This window comes from Nonomuraea sp. NPDC003560, from assembly GCF_042878785.1.
Lineage (GTDB): Bacteria > Actinomycetota > Actinomycetes > Streptosporangiales > Streptosporangiaceae > Nonomuraea.
In genome coordinates this window covers 493,937-509,732 of the sequence record NZ_JBIAOF010000002.1, presented here as the reverse complement: position 1 = coordinate 509,732, position 15,796 = coordinate 493,937, and the positions used below count along the sequence as shown (strand labels likewise).

Here is a 15,796-nt window from a genome sequence, read left to right as displayed (position 1 = left end):
GCCCATGGACTCCCGGACGACCTGGCCTGCCCTGTTCTCCGCGCTCCTTTCCGGCGAGCACCTGTCGGCCGACGAGACGGCCTGGGCGATGCGGGAGATCTTCTCGGGCAACGCCACCTCCGCCCAGATCGCGGGCTTCGCGCTGGCCCTGCGGGCCAAGGGCGAGACGGTGGCCGAGGTGGTGGGCCTGGCCCGGACGATGCTGGAGTTCTCCACGCCGCTGACCGTCGAGGGGCCCGTCCTCGACGTCGTCGGCACGGGCGGCGACCGCGCCCACACCGTCAACGTCTCCACCATGGCCGCCATCGTGGCCGCCGCGGCGGGGGCCAGGGTCGTCAAGCACGGCAACCGCTCGGCCTCCTCGCTGTGCGGGGCCGCCGACGTCCTGGAGCACATGGGCATCAGGCTCGACCTGACGCCCGAGCAGACCGCGCGGGTGGCGCGCGAGGCGGGCATCGCCTTCTGCTTCGCGCCCGTCTACCACCCGGCGCTGCGGTTCGCCGGCCCGGCGCGCAAGGAGATCGGCGTCCCCACGGTCTTCAACTTCCTTGGCCCGCTGACCAACCCGGCCCGGCCGAGCGCCCAGGCCATCGGCGTCTACGACGCCCGCATGCTGCCCGTCATCGCCGGCGTCTTCGCCGAGCGCGGCGTGTCCGCCCTGGTCTTCCGCGGCGACGACGGGCTCGACGAGCTGACCATCACCGGCACCTCCACGGTGTGGGTGGTCCGCGACGGCACGGCCACCGAGGCCAGGTTCGACCCCGCGATCCTGGGCATCCCCCGGGCCGACGCGAACGCGCTGCGCGGGGGCGACGTGCAGTTCAACGCCCAGGCCGTGCACGACGTGCTGGGCGGCAAGAAGGGGCCGGTGCGCGACGCCGTCCTGCTCAACACCGCCGCCGCGCTGGTCGCCCACGACGGCGCCGGCGACGACCTCGACACGGCGATGATCAAGGGCTACGAGCGCGCCACGCAGGCGATCGACTCCGGCGCGGCCGCCGACACGCTGCGCCGCTGGATCGAGGTCAGCAGCTCCTACCGCCCGTCGTGACCGCGAGCGCGCCCCTGAGGCGCGCTCGCATCCTTCGGCGGCAACGAGGTGCCCGAGCGCCCTGGCAGAGCCTCCAGGGCCTGCTCAGGGCCGGGTGGCGGTCAGAAGGTGATGCTCGGGCCGTCCTTGAGCGTGCTCCACTTGAGCCAGTCCTTCCAGTTCTCCTGCCAGTGGCCCCACCCGTTGGTGGGCTCCAGCTTGCGCGGCGAGCCCGTGATGATGATCGGGTCCCCGATCAGGGTGTTCTTGATGAACCAGGCCGCGTTCTCCGGGCTGACGTTCACGCAGCCGTGGCTGACGTTGGAGTTGCCCTGAGAGCCCACCGACCAGGGCGCGCTGTGCACGTACTCGCCGCTGTTGGAGATGCGCACGGTGTTGTAGACGGTGAGCTGGTAGTAGCCCGACTGTCCCGGGCCGATGCCGGGCGAGGTCATGACGGTCACCGGCTCCCGCGACATCGCCAGGTGCACGCCCGAGGTGGTGTAGTACTTCCACTGGCCGCCCTGCCCGGCGCTCATCGGCATGGTGCGGATGCGCTTGCCGTCCCGGCGGACCGTCAGCACGTGCTCGTCGGTGCTGCCGCGGGTGATCTGTGAGCGGCCGATCTTGAAGTCGAGGGTGACGTCGCGCTTGCCGTACAGGCCGGGGCCGCCGCGCACGCCGGCCAGCTTCGCCTCAAGCCGCACCTTCGTGTACGCCGGCCAGTACTCCTCCGGCCGGAAGTCCACATGGCTGTCGTCGAACCAGTGCCAGGCCCCGTCCACCGGCTTGGAGCTGCGGATGGTCAGGTTGCGCTCGACGGCCACCCGGTCGCTCACGGGCTTGTCGAAGGCGATCATGACGGGCATGCCGACGCCGACCGTCAGCCCGGTGTCGTCCTTGTTGGGAGTGATCGTCTGGATGTCGAATGTCTTGTCGCCCTTGACCGTGGTGAACGTGCTGGAGGTCTCGCTCTGCTTGCCCGAGGCGTCCACGCTGACGACGGTGACCGTGTAGCCGGCGCTCGGCCGGGCGGTGGTCGTGCTGCGCCAGCGGGTGCCGTCACCGCTCAGGACGCCCTTCAACCGGCCCGCCTTGCCGCCGTCCACCCGGACGCTCTTGATCGTGCCGCCGTGCGCGGACACCACCACGGGCTGGTCGGTGGCCACGTTCACGGCCTTGTCCTGGGGCGTGACGCCCACCGCCGGCTGCCGCGCGACCGCGGTCAGCTCCTTCGTCTCGTTCGCCGCGCCGCTCAGCGAGCACGCCGTGAGCAGCGCCAGGGCCAGCAGGCCGGCCGATCCATTCGCCACGCGTCTCACGAGTGACCCCCTCGCCCAAGATCCAACCTTCTCCTCCCTTATTACCCTGAGTGATCTATTCACGACATCCGTGACCTGGTAAAGAACACGAAAAAGCGGGCGTCCTCCCCTATGGGAAGGACGCCCGCTTCGAGCCGCTTGTCAGTGCGAGAAGTTGCCCCGGTAGTACTGGAACACGAACCCGATCATGGCCATGATGATCAGGAACACGCCGATCAGGAACATCCAGAAGCCGATCACGAACCCGGCGAAGGCGAAGGCCGCCGCCAGGCACAGGAACAGCGGCCACCAGCTGCTCGGGCTGAAGAAGCCGATCTCGCCGGCGCCGTCGCTGATGTCGGCCTGCTTGTCGTCCTCCGGCTGGGCGCCGATGCGCCGCGCGGTGAACATCAGGTAGTAGCCCACCATGAACGCGAACCCGACCGAGATCGCCATGGCGGTGGTGCCCACGGGCTCACCGTGGCCGGTCGCGGCCTTGGTCCAGAACCAGTAGCCGACGTCGACACCGGCGAAGAACAGGCCGCACAGCAGGAACAGCCAACCCTGGACCTTCATCAGGCCTCCACCTCCTGGGCGGACTTGGCGGACATGTGCGGGTAGTGCAGGTCGAACGCCGGGCGCTCGGACCGGATGCGCGGCAGCGAGGTGAAGTTGTGCCGCGGCGGCGGGCAGGAGGTCGCCCATTCGAGCGAGCCACCGTAGCCCCAGGGGTCGTCGACGGTGACCTTGACCCCCGACCGCCAGGTCTTCCAGACGTTGTAGAAGAACGGCAGCGTCGAGGCGCCCAGGATGAACGCGCCGACCGACGAGATCATGTTCAGGTCGGTGAAGCCGTCGGCCGCGCTGTAGTCGGCGTACCGGCGGGGGAAGCCGACCATGCCCAGCCAGTGCTGGACGAGGAAGGTGGTGTGGAAGCCGATGAACAGCAGCCAGAAGTGCACCTTGCCCAGCTTGTCGTCGAGCATCTTGCCGGTGAACTTGGGCCACCAGAAGTAGAAGCCGGCGAACATGGCGAACACAACCGTGCCGAAGACCACGTAGTGGAAGTGGGCGACGACGAAGTAGGTGTCGCTGATCTGGAAGTCCAGCGGCGGCGAGGCCAGGATGACGCCGGTCAGGCCGCCGAGCAGGAAGGTGATCAGGAAGCCGACGGAGAACAGCATCGGCGACTCGAACGACAGGTGACCCCGCCACATCGTGCCGATCCAGTTGAAGAACTTCACGCCCGTCGGCACCGCGATGAGGAACGTCATGAACGAGAAGAACGGCAGCAGGACCTGCCCGGTCGGGAACATGTGGTGCGCCCAGACCGTGATGGACAGACCGGCGATCGCGATGGTGGCGCCGACCAGGCCGATGTAGCCGAAGATCGGCTTACGGCTGAAGACCGGCAGGATCTCGGTCACGATGCCGAAGAACGGCAACGCGATGATGTACACCTCGGGATGGCCGAAGAACCAGAACAGGTGCTGCCACAGGATCGGCCCGCCGTTGGCCGGGTCGAAGATGTGGGTGCCGAGCTTGCGGTCGGCCTCCAGCGCCAGCAGCGCGGCGGCCAGCACGGGGAAGGCCATCAGCACGAGCATGCTGGTCAGCAGGACGTTCCAGGTGAAGATCGGCATGCGGAACATGGTCATGCCGGGGGCGCGCATGCAGATGATCGTGGTGATGAAGTTCACCGCGCCGAGGATCGTGCCGAGGCCCGACAGGGCCAGGCCCATGATCCACAGGTCGCCGCCGATGCCGGGCGAGTGGATCGCGTTCGACAGCGGCGTGTAGGCGAACCAGCCGAAGGAGGCCGCGCCGCCCGGGGTGAGGAAGCCGGACACGGCGATGACGCTGCCGAACAGGTAGAGCCAGTAGCTGACCATGTTCAGGCGCGGGAACGCCACGTCGGGGGCGCCGATCTGGAGCGGCATCAGCTCGTTGGCGAAGCCGGCGAACAGCGGCGTCGCGAACATCAGCAGCATGATCGTGCCGTGCATGGTGAACAGCTGGTTGAACTGCTCGTTGCTGGTGATCTGCAGCCCCGGCTGCGCCAGCTCGGCCCGCATGATCAGCGCCATGACGCCGCCGATCAGGAAGAAGGCGAACGACGTGATCAGGTACATGTGCCCGATGATCTTGTGATCGGTCGAGGACATCCACTTGGCGATGATCTGGCCCTTGGTGACGGGCCGGACCGGCGCCCGAAGCGGTTCTTGGATGGCGGTCACTGGGCACTCCCAGCCTGGGTCGCGATGTACTGGTCGAACTCAGCCTGCTTGACGAGCTTCACCGAGAACAGCATCCGGCTGTGGTCGACGCCGCACAGCTCGGCGCACCGGCCGGCGTAGACGCCCACGCGGTCGTCGCCGAGCGTCTTGATCTCGAACTTGCGCCCCGGGTTGCCCTCGGGGATGCCGGGGATGATGTCCCGCTTGAACAGGAACTCGGGCACCCAGAACGAGTGGATCACGTCGTCGGTCGAGAGGTCGAACTCGACCTTGGTGTTCGTCGGCAGGACCAGCTGAGGGCCCTGGTGGTAGTCGTGCACCGGCATGCCGGACACGGGCTGCGTCGTCTTGCCGTTGTAGGTCGTGGTGAAGCGCCAGCTCCACTGGTAGGCCTCGACCTTGACCTTGACGGGCGCGTCACCCGCGACGTCCGTGAGGGCCTTGCTGTCGCGGGCGGTGAAGAAGAAGAACACCGACACCATGACGAGCGGGACCACCGTGTAGAGGATCTCGATCGGCAGGTTGTAGCGCACCTGGGGCGGCAGTTCGGCCTTCCCCTTGCGCTTGCGGTGGAAGATCGCGGCCCAGACGATCAGGACGATGACGACGACGCCCGTGGCGAGTGCGGCGATCCAGGCCCCGTTCCACAGATGCTGAACGACCTTGGCCTGCTCGGTCACGCCCTCGGGCAGCAGGCCGTTGGACCAGTCGAACTTGGGAACGTCATTAGCACACGCCGTAGCAGTGGCCAGCAGCAACGCCAAAGCGGCGGCGCGCGGCACCCTGCGCCGGGCCAACGAACGCCGCGTCGTACGGCGAGTCGGACTCACGGATCGCCTACCCCACAGATGAAGCCCAAGAGTCTTTCCCTTGGGTGCTCGTATTTCCAAATGCACAGCTGATTGCAGACACATTAGCGTGCAGGTGTCCCGCCCTACCGCGCGACCCCTCGATGGCGCCGCAAGTGGGACGATGAGTCTCGTGGCGTATTTCGACGCGGCCTCGAGCGAGCCGCTCCACCCTCAGGCACGCGAGGCGCTGCTGGCGGCGATCGACGTCGGCTGGGCCGACCCCGCGAGACTGTACACCCAGGCCCGCCGCGCTCACCTGCTGCTGGAGCAGGCCCGCACGGAGGTGGCCGAGGCGCTCGGCGCGCGCCCCGACGAGGTGTCGTTCACCTCGTCCGGCACGCAGGCCGCGCATCTCGGCGTGCTCGGCACCCTACACGGCAGGCGCAGGGTCGGGCGTCATCTGGTCACCAGCGCGGTCGAGCACTCCAGCGTGCTGCACGCGGCCGGCGTGCACGAACGCGACGGCGGCACGGTCGAGACCGTGGGCGTGAGCCTGGAGGGGCGGGTCGACCTCGACGCGTTCGCCGAGGCCGTCGCGCGTCCCGGCACGGCGCTGGCCTGCCTCCAGACGGCCAACCACGAGGTGGGCACGGTGCAGCCGGTCGCCGAGGCCGCCGCCGCGTGCCGGGCCAACGGGGTGCCGCTGCTGGTCGACGCCGCCCAGACAGCCGGCCGCATGCCGATACCACCGGGCTGGTCGGTGCTGACCGCCAGCGCCCACAAGTGGGGCGGCCCGGCCGGGGTGGGCGTGCTGGCGGTGCGCAAGGGCACCCGGTTCCGCTCGTTCCTGCCCGAGGACGAGCGCGAGCGGCGGCGGGTCCCCGGCTTCGAGAACGTGCCGGGCATCGTGGCCGCGGCGGCGGCGCTGCGCGCGATGAGCGCCGAGGCGGCGCAGGAGCAGGCCCGGCTGTCCACGCTCGTCGCCCGGATCAGGGAGACCGTGCCGAAGGTCGTGCCGGACGTCGAGGTGATCGGCGACCCGGTCGGCCGGGCGCCCCACATCGTGACCTTCTCGTGTCTCTACGTCGACGGCGAGGCGCTGCTCACCGAACTGGACAAGGCGGGATTCGCCGTATCGTCCGGAAGCTCGTGCACCGCTAGTACGCTTCGTCCATCGCACGTCCTCGAAGCGATGGGCGTGCTGACGCATGGGAATGTCCGGGTGTCGCTGCCCAGGGGCACGTCCGCGGCCGAGGTCGACCGGTTCCTGGCCGTGCTGCCCGATCTGGTGCGCCGCATCCGGCACGACGCAGGAGTCGCATGACCGAGGTAACTCAGCCGTCATTGACGATCGACGCGCTCGGGAAGAAGTGCCCGATCCCGATCATCATGCTCGCCGAGCAGATCAACCACGTGCCGCTCAACGCCGTGGTGGCGGTGCTGGCCGACGATCCGGCGGCCTACACCGACGTGCCGGCGTGGTGCCGGCTGAAGTCCCACCGCCACGTGGCCTCGTACGAGCTGCCCGAGGGCGGCTGGGCCATCCACGTGATGCGCAACTACTGACGGTTTGTGGGTAGGGCCCTCCCCTGACGGCACAACGACCATTCGGGGGAGACCATGGCCAAGGGGAACGAGACCGCCCGTGACGTGATGAGCACGGGCGCGGAGTGCATCGCCGCGCACGAGACGCTCGACCGGGCGGCTCAGATGATGCGCAACAACGACGTGGGCGCGCTGCCCGTGTGCGGCCCCGACGACCGGGTGACCGGCATCATCACCGACCGCGACATCGTCATCAAGTGCGTCGCGGCCGGTCACGACCCGGCGCAGGTGACCGCGGGCGAGCTGGCGACCGGCCTGGTCTGGGTGACGGCGGACGCCACCGTGCAGGAGGCGCTGTCGCGCATGGAGCAGAACCAGATCAAGCGGCTGCCGGTGCTGGAGAACGAGCGCATCGTCGGCATGATCAGCGAGGCCGACCTCGCCCGGTGCCTGCCGGACGACCAGCTCGCCGAGTTCGTGCACCGGGTGTACGCCAAGCGCTGACACCCGTACGGGGATCGCCCCGCCACGCCTGCGGCGGGCGGGGCGTACGCGTGTCAGGGGTGGTAGCAGCGCACCTGGCCGGCGATGTCGGCCGCGGCCTCGGCGCCGTAGGCGGCCGTGAAGCGCTCCAGGAAGACCTTCTGCCCCAGCTCGTACTCCTGGCCGCCGACGCGCTCCAGCACGTGCGTGGCCGTCAGGTTGCCGATCTGGCCGCAGCGCTCCAGCGGCAGGCCCCAGGCCAGGCCGGACAGGAAGCCGGCGCGGAAGGCGTCGCCGACGCCCGTGGGGTCGGCCTTGCCGCGCTCGGGGGCCGGGGCGACCTGGATGGACGGCTCGCCCTTGCGGTCGATGACGGCGCCCTTGGGGCCGAGCGTGGTGACGCGGACGCCGACCCGGTCGAGGATCTCCTCGTCGGACCAGCCGGTCTTCTGCTCGATGAGCCCCTTCTCGTAGTCGTTGGAGAACAGGTAGGCGGCGCCGTCGACGAGCTGCCTGATCTGCTCGTCCTCCATGCGGGCGAGCTGCTGGGAGATGTCGGCGGCGAAGGGGATGCCGCGCTGGCGGCACTCGTCGGTGTGCCGCAGCATCGCGTCGGGGTCGTTGGGGCTGATCAGCACCAGGTCGAGGCCGCCGACCCGGGCCGCGACCGGCTGCAGCTCGATCAGCCGCGCCTCGGCCATCGCCCCGGTGTAGAAGGAGGCGATCTGGTTGTGGTGCTCGTCGGTGGTGCACAGGAAACGCGCGGTGTGCTGCGTCTCGGAGATGTGCACGGACTCGCAGTCGACGCCGTGGCGCTCCAGCCAGGAGCGGTAGTCGGCGAAGTCGTTGCCGACGGCGCCCACCAGGATCGGCTTGAGGCCGAGACAGCCCATGCCGAAGGCGATGTTGGCCGCGCAGCCGCCGCGACGGATCTGAAGGTCGTCGACCAGGAACGAGAGCGACACCCGGTCGAGCTGCTCGGCGATGAGCTGATCGCCGAAGCTTCCTGGGAACGTCATCAGGTGGTCTGTCGCGATGGAGCCGGTTACGGCGATGCGCACGGGATTCTTCTTCCTCGTTGTCAGCAGGCCAATGAGCCCCACGAGAATACGCGAAGGTCCCGCTCGCACAAAGGCGGGCGGGACCCCACAGGCCGAAGCCGTGACCCCTTAGTTGAACGAGTCGCCACAGGCGCACGAGCCGGTGGCGTTGGGGTTGTCGATGGTGAAGCCCTGCTTCTCGATCGTGTCGACGAAGTCGATGCTGGCGCCCATCAGGTAGGGGGCGCTCATGCGGTCGGTGACCACGCTGACACCGCCGAAGTCCGTCACCACGTCACCGTCCATGGAACGGTCGTCGAAGAAGAGCTGGTAGCGCAGGCCGGAGCAACCACCCGGCTGCACGGCGACCCTCAGCTGCAGACCTTCCTCACCCTGCTGCTCCAGCAGGCTCTTGACCTTCGCGGCGGCCGCGTCAGTCAGGATCAGGCCCTGCGTCGTGGTCTCGCTGCTCTCAACCGTCATCTGCTGACTCCCTAACCCGGCTGTCTGTTTCCGACGTCCTACTGATGACGCTACCAACACCTCGCCCATGCCACACATTCCCGGGTCCCCTACCCCCGGAATAACCACGTTCGTCCGTGTGTCATAGTGAGTATCGTCAAAACGACGATAAGGGGGTATGGCGATGGCCACCCAGACTGGGCTGCCGCTCTTCGTCCTCGGGCAGGGCGCCGATCCGCACAGCGAGAAGGGCGTCGACTGTCCCGGCGAGCTGCCGCCCGCGTCCGACCCTGACCTGGTCGAACGCGCCCGCAAGGCCAAGGAGGCGCTGGGCGACCGCCTGTTCGTGCTGGGCCACCACTACCAGCGCGACGAGGTCATCCAGTTCGCCGACGTGACCGGCGACTCCTTCAAGCTCGCCCAGCAGGCCGCCGCGCGGCCCGAGGCGGAGTTCATCGTCTTCTGCGGCGTGCACTTCATGGCCGAGTCCGCCGACATCCTCACCGGCGAGGCCCAGAAGGTGGTGCTGCCCGACCTCGCCGCCGGGTGCTCCATGGCCGACATGGCCACGTTCGACCAGGTGGAGGAGTGCTGGGAGGCCCTTGAGGACGCCGGTCTGGCCGGCGAGGTGGTCCCCGTCACGTACATGAACTCCAGCGCCGACATCAAGGCGTTCTGCGGGCGCAACGGCGGCGTGGTGTGCACCTCCTCCAACGCCAAGAGGGCGCTCGACTGGGCCTTCGAGCAGGGCCGCAAGGTGCTGTTCCTGCCCGACCAGCACCTCGGGCGCAACACGGCGGTGCTGGAGATGGGCATGTCCCTGGAGGACTGCGCGGTCTGGAACCCCCACCGCCCCGACGGCGGGCTGACCCGCGAGCAGCTCGACCGGGCGCGGATGATCCTGTGGAAGGGCCACTGCTCGGTGCACGGCCGCTTCACGGCCGAGTCCGTCGACGACGTGCGCGCGCGCATCCCCGGCGTGAACGTGCTGGTGCACCCCGAGTGCCGGCACGAGGTGGTGCTCAAGGCCGACCACGTGGGCTCGACCGAGCACATCATCAAGACCCTCCAGGCCGCTCCCGCCGGGTCGAGCTGGGCCGTCGGCACCGAGCTGAACCTGGTCAAGCGGCTGGCCACGATGTTCCCCGACAAGAACGTGTCGTTCCTGGACCGGACGGTCTGCTACTGCTCCACGATGAACCGGATCGACCTGCCGCACCTGGTGTGGGCGCTGGAGTCGCTGGTGCTGGGCGACGTCGTCAACCGGATCACGGTGGACGAGGACACCGCCCACTGGGCCAGGGTGGCGCTGGACCGCATGCTGGCGCTCCCGTAACGCCCTCCCCCGACGGGCCGGGCCCGTGGCGAGGAGCGCCCGCCCTCGCCGCGGGCCCGGCTCTGTTCCGGCTCTGTTCCAGCTTGGTCAGGCGAAGTCGTAGCCGACGCGGACGCCGACCGTGAGCGTCTGGCGGCCGGGGCTGACCGAGGACGCGCTCTCGGCCGCCGCGGCCATCGCGACCAGCGGCTGGGGGCCGCCCCTGAGCTCCTCGGAGATCGACACGACCGGGCCGAGAGGGCGTCCGGCCAGCTCGGCGTAGTGGGCGGCCTTGGCCGCGGCGTCCCTGAACGCTCTCGTCCTGGCCTCGCCGAGCACCGACGCCGGGTCGGACAGCTCGAAGGTCACGCCGTTGAGCCGGGCCTCCTCGCCAACGCCGGCGACCGTGTCGATGACGGCGTCGGCCCGCGACAGGTCCCTGACGACCACCTCGACGCCCTGGGCCGCCCGGTAGGCGGAGACCTTCGGGTAGACCTCGTACTCGGGGCCGAGCGAGAGCTCGACCGTGCGCACGTCGTGGGCCGCGACGCCGGCCCCGGCCAGCGCGTCGGCGAGCCGGGCCGCGGCGGCCCTGACCGCCGTGAACGCCTCGGACGCCGACGCCCTGCGCACCTCGACGCCCGCCAGCAACCGCAGGACGTCGGGCGCGGCCTGCACGCTGCCCTCACCGACGACGGAGATGTCCACGCCTGCCCCCTAAGACTGGGTTCGCCTCGATCCTACGGGCGTGTCCTGCCCCCGCCCACGGCCGGCTCACACGGCGGTTCAGACAGCGGTTCAGACAGCGGTTCAGACAGCGGTTCAGACAGCGGTTCAGACAGCGGTTCAGACAGCGTCGACGATCGCGCCCGGATCGTCCAGCTCGACCTGGTGCCCCGAGCGGGGCAGCAGGACCAGCTTGGCGTCGAGGCGGGCCGCCAGGCTCTGCCTGCGGGCGTCCCGGCCGCCCGCGCCGAGCACGGTGACCGGGATGTCGGGAAAGGGATGGCCGGCCCGGATGTCACGGAGGTCGGCGGCCATGTCGCGGCGGGCCAGCCACTCCCCCGCCACCGCCGCGGGCACCTTGCCCATCCGGTACACGCCGAAGGGGTCGCCCATGCCCGTGACCAGGCGGTGCGCCGGCGGCCCGGTCAGGCGGGCCAGCACGTTCGCGCCCCACGTGCCGCCGAGCGCGGGCAGCCACGCGCCCAGGACGGCGGCGAGCGCGAGCGGCCGGCGCACGGGCGGCGGGCTGGGGTCCACCAGGACGAGCTTGGCCACGCAGAGCGGGTGCAACCGGGCGAACGCCTCGGCGTGCCAGCAGGACAGGCCGTGCGCGACCAGGGTGACCTGGGACGGCTGCGCGGGGATCAGCGCGGCCAGCCGGGCCACCTCGCCGTACAGGGTGGGCCGGTCGGTCGCGGGCGGGCTGAGGCCGAGCCCAGGACGGTCGAAGCGGACGACCCGGTGGCAGGCGGCCAGGCCGGCGGCCACGGCGTCCCAGTGGAACCAGGCGCCCCCGAGGCCCGCCGTGATGAGCACGCCGGGGCCCGCGCCCTGGTCGAGGACGTGCGGAGGGCCGCAGGGGGCCTCGTCGTCGTCGTGGACGAGCAGCCGGAGCGCCACGTACACGACCCAGACGGCGACCATCGTGAGCTGGATCCGGTGGGCGAGGCCGGCCAGCCGCCCGGCGGCCAGGGCGGCCAGCATGAGCCCGGTGGCCCCCACGTTCAGGCCGGTGAACAACCACGACACCCACGAGCGCCAGCGCGCGGAGAGCACCGCCATCGCGGTCAGCACGGCCGTCGTGGCCAGCGCGCCGGCCACCATGTGGAGCCGGTGCGAGACCGTCTCGCCGCGGCAGGCGGGGTCGCTGAGCACGGCGCAGTCGAGCGGGACCAGGCCGGAGACGACCGTCAGCAGCCCGAAGGCGGCCAGCGCCAGCCACCCGGCCCACTCGCGCGCCACCCTGGGCAGCGTCGCCACGGCGGCCAGGCAGGCCAGCCCGGACAGCACGTCGCTGACCCGGAACAGGCGCGTCCACGGCTGGTCGCGGGCGGCAAGCTCGCTCACGTAGCCGTCGGTCCTGTCCACGGCGGGCGTGGTGAACTGGCCGGTGATCCAGGCGCTGTACAGCACGGCCGCCACGATGAGCGCCGAGGCCGCGGCGACGAACAACCTTCGCTCCACGTGATGATTAGAACACCATCCGTGGTCAAAGGCCCGGAGCACCCCATACCGGGAACCATCGGCCGAGGTCGGCCTCCAGTGGCAGCTCGCCGTCCAGGACGCCCCTGGCCTGCAGTTCGAGGGCGTTGTCGCGCCTGTTCCCGGGCAGCGGCGCGAACGGGTAGAACGTGCCGCGCTTGTACAGGTAGACCACCGCCAGCCGCCTGCCCGCCGGATCGGCGAACGACACCAGCGAGCACAGCAGCGAGGGCCCGAACCCGGCCGACTCCAGCGAGGAGTTGACCGCGTGCAGCTCGGTGACCAGGTCGCTGACGTCGTCCGGCGCGCGGCGGACCAGCAGCCAGGTGTAGCCGTAGCCGTCGTCGGACTCCTCGACGCGCCCGCCGAGCAGCGCCTTGACGTCGCTCTCCAGCGTGGCGAACGCGCCGCCCTCCGCGGCCCTGAACGACACCGAGCCGAGACCGGTGGGGACGAGACCGGTCGCGGCCTGGAGCGTCACGGCGGCGGACGGCAGCGCGAACAGCGCGTCGAGGTTGGGCTTGACCGGCTTGGACCGGCCCAGCAGCGAGTCGAGCCAGCCCATGCGCACCTCAGCCCCTTCCGAGCTGCTTGGAGATGGACGCGAGGAGTTCGAGCCGGCGCTCCAGCGGCGGATGCGTGGAGAACAGGTTCGCCAGCGTCTCCCCCCTGGCCAGGGCCGGGGCGAAGTAGAAGGCGTTGAACGGCGCCGCCTCGCGCAGGTCGGTGGTCGGGATGCGGGCCATGTCGCTGGTGACCTTGGTCAGCGCGCTCGCCAGGGCCGAGGGACGCTGCGTGAGCAGGGCTCCGGCCCGGTCGGCGGCCAGCTCGCGGTAGCGCGACAGGGCTCTGGTGAGCAGGAAGCTGACGGCGTACACGACGAGCGAGACGAACATGATGATCAGCCCGACCGGCACGCCGCCCTGGCCGTTGTCCCGGCGTCCGCCGAAGCCGGCGTACAGGGCGAACCTCGTCATCAGCCCGGCGACGATGCCCAGGAACGAGGCGATCGTCATGACGGCGACGTCGCGATGGGCGACGTGCGACAACTCGTGCGCCAGGACGCCTTCGAGCTCCTGCGGCTCCAGGCGGCGCAGGATGCCCGTCGTCACGCAGACGACGGCCCGCTTCTGGTTACGGCCGGTGGCGAAGGCGTTGGGGACGTCGGAGTCGGCGATCGCCACCCGCGGCTTGGGCATGTCCGCCAGCGCGCACAGCCGGTCGATCAGGCCGTGGAGCTCGGGGGCCTCCTGTGGAGAGACCTCCCGTCCGTGCATCGCGAACAGGGCGATGCGGTCGGACAGGAAGTACTGCACCAGCAGCAGCCCCCCGGCGAGCACCAGCACGGTCAGCGCACGCACGCCGAGGGCGATCAGCACGCCGACGAACGCCACGTAGAGCAGCCCCAGCAGGAACATCGTCACGACCATGCGGCGGGTCAGGCCGCTGTCGGACGCGAACCGCGTGCCCACGGGACTCAGCCCGGGATGAGGCCTTGGTCGCCCAGCATCTCCCGGACCTCCTCGATCGAGGCGTCCGCGGGGGGAAGGATCAGCTCTGACGGCTCAAGGCTGTCGTCGGGAAGCGCCTTGCCCACATGGCGCACCTTGTCGAGCAACGCGTGCAGCTTGACGCGGAAGGCCCCCTCGTCACCGGTCTCGATGGCGGCCTCCAGCTCGCTGTCGAGCTCGTTGAGCACCGCGATGTCGTCCGGCGAGATCTCGACCTGGCCCTCGCCCATGATTCTGACGATCATGCGTTCTCCCCGGGCTGACGCAGCTGCTGGGTGTGCCCCTGCTGCGGCTGGGCCTGCTGCTGGGGCTGCCCCTGCTCGATGGCGCTCTTGGGCGCCGGGCCCTGGCCCAGCTCGGCCTTCATCCGGGCCAGCTCCAGCTCGACGTCCATGCCGCCGCCCATGCGGTCGAGCTCGGCCTGGATGTCGTCGCCGCGGGTGCCGCTGAAGTCGTCGAGCGCGCCACTGGCCAGCAGCTCGTCGATCGCGCCCGCGCGGGCCTGCATCTGCGCCGTCTTGTCCTCGGCGCGCTGGATCGCCAGGCCGACGTCGCCCATCTCCTCGGAGATGCCGGAGAACGCCTCGTTGATGCGCGTCTGGGCCTCGGCGGCGGTGTAGGTCGCCTTGATCGTCTCCTTCTTCGTGCGGAAGGAGTCGACCTTGGCCTGCAGCCGCTGGGAAGCCGTGGTCAGCTTCTCCTCCTCGGCCTGCAGGTTGTCGTGCTGGACCTTGAGGTCGGCCATCTGCCCCTGCAGATTGGACCGCCGCTGCAGGGCCTCGCGCGCGAGGTCCTCGCGCCCGACGGACAGCGCCTTGCGGCCCTGGTCCTCGTAGCGCCTGGCCTGCGCCTCCAGGCCGTTGATCTGCAGTTCTACCCGCTTGCGCGAGGTGGCCACGTCGGCCACCCCTCGACGCACCTTCTGCAGCAACTCGAGCTGCCGCTGATAGGAGTAGTCAAGCGTCTCGCGCGGATCCTCCATCTTGTCCAGGGCCTTGTTGGCCTTGGACTTGAAGATCATCGAAAGTCTCTTCATCACGCTCATGCGCGTCGGCCGTCCCCTTCTAGGTCGTGCTGGTGTTCACCCAATGCAGCGCAGCCGCCTTGGGATTACCCTACGCATAACGCACGGGGGCGTCACTAAGTTGCAGTCCAGGTAGGGTTGACGTGTGTTGCGACGCCGATCCCAAACCTCCGTGGACGACACCCCCGTCCCCGTTGACGATCCTAAGCCCCAGGGTAAAGGTCGTCCCACACCCAAGCGCCGGGATGCCGAGGGCAGACGACGCCAGCCGGTCTCCGCGCCGAAGGACCGCAAGGAGGCCTATCGGCAGATGCGCGCCAAGCAGGCCGCCGAGCGCGACCGGGCCCGCAAGGGCATGCTCGCAGGTGACGAGCGTTATCTTCCGGTTCGCGACAAGGGTCCGGGGCGCAAGTTCGCGCGCGACTGGGTCGACTCGCGGCGCCTGCCCAGCCAGTACTTCCTGCCGTTCTCGCTACTGATCCTGCTGGCGACCTGGATCCCGTGGCCGATCGAGATCCGCGCCAAGGTGCTCAACATCGTGATCGCGGTCGGCTGGCCGATCATGATGGTCGGCGTCCTGGCCACCTCCCTCTACGTGGCGTGGAAGGTGAAGAAGGAGGTCGCGGCCAAGTTCCCGAACGAGAGCGTGAAGGGCGTCGGCTTCTACGCGGCCATGCGCGCTTTGCAGATCCGCAAGCTGCGGTTCCCGCCGCCCACGGTGCTGCCGGGCGGGAAGCCCGCGCCGCCCAAGAAGTAGCCCCGTTTTCCCGATTTTTCGGGAAAACGGCTTATCGGCGACGTCCGCGTGCCCATCACCGTCCGGTGGTGGGCACTCGTGCTTCCCGCCTT

General features: G+C 69.8%; 18 protein-coding genes. 6 read left to right on the top strand and 12 right to left on the bottom strand.

Features of this window, described 5'->3' with window-relative positions; genetic code table 11:
• Positions 1–4 precede the first annotated feature (4 nt).
• Positions 5–1,051, top strand: a complete 1,047-nt coding sequence (gene trpD / locus ACFYUV_RS07715) for an anthranilate phosphoribosyltransferase (protein WP_358294143.1) — start codon at positions 5–7, stop codon at positions 1,049–1,051.
• A gap of 101 nt (positions 1,052–1,152) precedes the next feature.
• On the opposite strand, the gene ACFYUV_RS07710 is transcribed toward trpD, so the two are convergent.
• From ACFYUV_RS07710 to ACFYUV_RS07695, 4 genes are all read right to left on the bottom strand, one after another.
• Positions 1,153–2,352, bottom strand: a complete 1,200-nt coding sequence (locus ACFYUV_RS07710; protein WP_387666134.1) for an Ig-like domain-containing protein — start codon at positions 2,350–2,352, stop codon at positions 1,153–1,155.
• Positions 2,353–2,493: 141 nt separating this feature from the next.
• A complete protein-coding gene (locus ACFYUV_RS07705; protein WP_352353336.1) occupies positions 2,494–2,907 on the bottom strand; it encodes a cytochrome c oxidase subunit 4 in 414 nt (137 codons plus the stop codon).
• Positions 2,907–4,568: a cytochrome c oxidase subunit I gene (gene ctaD / locus ACFYUV_RS07700; RefSeq protein WP_387666130.1), complete on the bottom strand. Its 1,662-nt coding sequence runs from the start codon at positions 4,566–4,568 to the stop codon at positions 2,907–2,909. Before ctaD ends, ACFYUV_RS07705 begins: the two co-directional genes overlap by 1 nt.
• Positions 4,565–5,398 carry a cytochrome c oxidase subunit II gene (locus ACFYUV_RS07695; RefSeq protein WP_387666127.1) on the bottom strand — a complete coding sequence of 278 codons (834 nt, stop codon included), beginning with the start codon at positions 5,396–5,398 and terminating at the stop codon, positions 4,565–4,567. The genes ctaD and ACFYUV_RS07695 overlap by 4 nt, the downstream gene beginning before the upstream one ends.
• Positions 5,399–5,540: 142 nt before the next feature.
• Between ACFYUV_RS07695 and ACFYUV_RS07690 the strand changes: the two genes are divergently transcribed.
• The 3 genes from ACFYUV_RS07690 to ACFYUV_RS07680 are packed head-to-tail and all read left to right on the top strand — an operon-like array spanning position 5,541 to position 7,408.
• On the top strand, positions 5,541–6,683 hold the full coding sequence (locus ACFYUV_RS07690) for an aminotransferase class V-fold PLP-dependent enzyme (protein ID WP_352326603.1): 1,143 nt from the start codon (positions 5,541–5,543) through the stop codon (positions 6,681–6,683).
• The gene (locus ACFYUV_RS07685; RefSeq protein WP_352353344.1) at positions 6,680–6,925 is read left to right on the top strand and encodes a sulfurtransferase TusA family protein; all 246 of its coding nucleotides are present in this window, start codon (positions 6,680–6,682) and stop codon (positions 6,923–6,925) included. Before ACFYUV_RS07690 ends, ACFYUV_RS07685 begins: the two co-directional genes overlap by 4 nt.
• Positions 6,926–6,979: 54 nt before the next feature.
• Positions 6,980–7,408: a CBS domain-containing protein gene (locus tag ACFYUV_RS07680; RefSeq protein ID WP_387666124.1), complete on the top strand. Its 429-nt coding sequence runs from the start codon at positions 6,980–6,982 to the stop codon at positions 7,406–7,408.
• 53 nt (positions 7,409–7,461) lie between these two features.
• Here the strand turns inward: ACFYUV_RS07680 and ACFYUV_RS07675 are convergent, their stop codons facing one another.
• A complete protein-coding gene (locus tag ACFYUV_RS07675; RefSeq protein WP_364331808.1) occupies positions 7,462–8,448 on the bottom strand; it encodes a carbohydrate kinase family protein in 987 nt (328 codons plus the stop codon).
• Positions 8,449–8,556: 108 nt separating this feature from the next.
• Complete coding sequence (gene erpA, locus ACFYUV_RS07670) at positions 8,557–8,910, bottom strand: iron-sulfur cluster insertion protein ErpA (protein WP_049566397.1); 354 nt, start codon at positions 8,908–8,910, stop codon at positions 8,557–8,559.
• A gap of 157 nt (positions 8,911–9,067) precedes the next feature.
• Here erpA and nadA point away from each other — a divergent pair, with 157 nt between their 5' ends.
• Complete coding sequence (nadA, locus tag ACFYUV_RS07665; RefSeq protein WP_387666121.1) at positions 9,068–10,225, top strand: quinolinate synthase NadA; 1,158 nt, start codon at positions 9,068–9,070, stop codon at positions 10,223–10,225.
• Between the two features lie 87 nt (positions 10,226–10,312).
• Here nadA and ACFYUV_RS07660 read toward each other — a convergent pair whose 3' ends face one another.
• The 6 genes from ACFYUV_RS07660 to ACFYUV_RS07635 all read right to left on the bottom strand — a co-directional run bounded on the left by ACFYUV_RS07660 (position 10,313) and on the right by ACFYUV_RS07635 (position 14,968).
• Positions 10,313–10,912, bottom strand: a complete 600-nt coding sequence (locus tag ACFYUV_RS07660) for an SIMPL domain-containing protein (RefSeq protein WP_387666119.1) — start codon at positions 10,910–10,912, stop codon at positions 10,313–10,315.
• 138 nt (positions 10,913–11,050) lie between these two features.
• Entirely contained in the window at positions 11,051–12,394 is a 1,344-nt protein-coding gene (locus tag ACFYUV_RS07655; protein WP_387666116.1) for an alpha/beta fold hydrolase, read from the bottom strand.
• Positions 12,395–12,419: 25 nt separating this feature from the next.
• Positions 12,420–12,977 carry a hypothetical protein gene (locus ACFYUV_RS07650; protein ID WP_352323078.1) on the bottom strand — a complete coding sequence of 186 codons (558 nt, stop codon included), beginning with the start codon at positions 12,975–12,977 and terminating at the stop codon, positions 12,420–12,422.
• Positions 12,978–12,984: 7 nt separating this feature from the next.
• The gene (gene htpX / locus ACFYUV_RS07645) at positions 12,985–13,884 is read right to left on the bottom strand and encodes a zinc metalloprotease HtpX (protein WP_387666114.1); all 900 of its coding nucleotides are present in this window, start codon (positions 13,882–13,884) and stop codon (positions 12,985–12,987) included.
• A gap of 5 nt (positions 13,885–13,889) precedes the next feature.
• Positions 13,890–14,168 (bottom strand): hypothetical protein, encoded by a 279-nt coding sequence (locus ACFYUV_RS07640; protein WP_352323076.1) that lies wholly within the window; start codon positions 14,166–14,168, stop codon positions 13,890–13,892.
• Positions 14,165–14,968 (bottom strand): PspA/IM30 family protein, encoded by an 804-nt coding sequence (locus ACFYUV_RS07635; protein WP_352323075.1) that lies wholly within the window; start codon positions 14,966–14,968, stop codon positions 14,165–14,167. Before ACFYUV_RS07635 ends, ACFYUV_RS07640 begins: the two co-directional genes overlap by 4 nt.
• 151 nt (positions 14,969–15,119) lie before the next feature.
• On the opposite strand from ACFYUV_RS07635, the gene ACFYUV_RS07630 reads away from it, so the two are divergent.
• The gene (locus ACFYUV_RS07630) at positions 15,120–15,704 is read left to right on the top strand and encodes a DUF3043 domain-containing protein (RefSeq protein WP_358294154.1); all 585 of its coding nucleotides are present in this window, start codon (positions 15,120–15,122) and stop codon (positions 15,702–15,704) included.
• Positions 15,705–15,796: the final 92 nt, after the last annotated feature.

What these genes read in the sequence shown, in the direction of transcription:
- ACFYUV_RS07705 (WP_352353336.1), bottom strand. Translation starts at nt 2,907, where the DNA reads ATGAAGGTCCAGGGTTGGCTGTTCCTGCTGTGCGGCCTGTTCTTCGCC.
- nadA (WP_387666121.1), top strand. Translation starts at nt 9,068, where the DNA reads ATGGCGATGGCCACCCAGACTGGGCTGCCGCTCTTCGTCCTCGGGCAG.
- trpD (WP_358294143.1), top strand. Translation starts at nt 5, where the DNA reads ATGGACTCCCGGACGACCTGGCCTGCCCTGTTCTCCGCGCTCCTTTCC.
- ACFYUV_RS07650 (WP_352323078.1), bottom strand. Translation starts at nt 12,977, where the DNA reads ATGGGCTGGCTCGACTCGCTGCTGGGCCGGTCCAAGCCGGTCAAGCCC.
- ACFYUV_RS07690 (WP_352326603.1), top strand. Translation starts at nt 5,541, where the DNA reads ATGAGTCTCGTGGCGTATTTCGACGCGGCCTCGAGCGAGCCGCTCCAC.
- ACFYUV_RS07640 (WP_352323076.1), bottom strand. Translation starts at nt 14,168, where the DNA reads ATGATCGTCAGAATCATGGGCGAGGGCCAGGTCGAGATCTCGCCGGAC.
- ACFYUV_RS07685 (WP_352353344.1), top strand. Translation starts at nt 6,680, where the DNA reads ATGACCGAGGTAACTCAGCCGTCATTGACGATCGACGCGCTCGGGAAG.
- ACFYUV_RS07680 (WP_387666124.1), top strand. Translation starts at nt 6,980, where the DNA reads ATGGCCAAGGGGAACGAGACCGCCCGTGACGTGATGAGCACGGGCGCG.
- erpA (WP_049566397.1), bottom strand. Translation starts at nt 8,910, where the DNA reads ATGACGGTTGAGAGCAGCGAGACCACGACGCAGGGCCTGATCCTGACT.
- ACFYUV_RS07635 (WP_352323075.1), bottom strand. Translation starts at nt 14,968, where the DNA reads ATGAGCGTGATGAAGAGACTTTCGATGATCTTCAAGTCCAAGGCCAAC.